The sequence below is a fragment of the Segeticoccus rhizosphaerae genome, assembly GCF_009192725.1.
GTDB classification, from domain to species: domain Bacteria; phylum Actinomycetota; class Actinomycetes; order Actinomycetales; family Dermatophilaceae; genus Segeticoccus; species Segeticoccus rhizosphaerae.
In genome coordinates this window covers 1-602 of the sequence record NZ_VOHR01000706.1, presented here as the reverse complement: position 1 = coordinate 602, position 602 = coordinate 1, and the positions used below count along the sequence as shown (strand labels likewise).

At 75.2% G+C, this 602-nt stretch carries 1 pseudogene; it reads left to right on the top strand.

Annotated elements, in window-relative coordinates:
* Nucleotides 1-602: pseudogene (locus FRW57_RS23815) on the top strand (AAA domain-containing protein); the annotation flags it as partial.

Here is a 602-nt window from a genome sequence, read left to right as displayed (position 1 = left end):
TCCGCCCGACCTGCACGGCGAGCTCGCGCTCGCACTGGGGGAGCGCGACCGGTGGCGCTCGCTGGCAGGCAGCGGCGCCCGTCCCGAGGCGCCCCCGGGCATCGAGGCGGCTCGGGAGAGGTTCGCTCCGGTCCTCGCCGACGTGGAGTGGCTCGGTGCGCGGCTCGAGACCACCGCAGCGGGCAACGACCTCGTGGCGCTGCCTCTGGACCGGTTGGTCGGGCGACTGCGGACACTCGCGGGCTCTGCACACCGGCTCGAGGTCGTGCCTCGCGTCCTCACCCTCGTCGACGAGGCCCGCGAGGCCGGGCTCGGTCCCGTGGTGGACGACCTCGCCCGACGGCGGGTCCGGGCTGCCAACGTGGCGGGCGAGCTCGAGTTCGTCTGGTGGGCTTCGGTGCTCACGCGCATCGCGGCTGATGACCCGGGCTACGGCGCTCACGACGGCGACCGGCTCCGGACCGTGGCAGACGAGTTCGTCGACGCCGACCACGCACACCTGCGCAGCACCGCCCGGCAGGTGCGCGCTCGTGTGGCGGCCCGGCTGGCGGAGGTCGTGGCGGCCCAGCCGGATCAGGTGCAGCTCCTGATCCGGCTGGGCC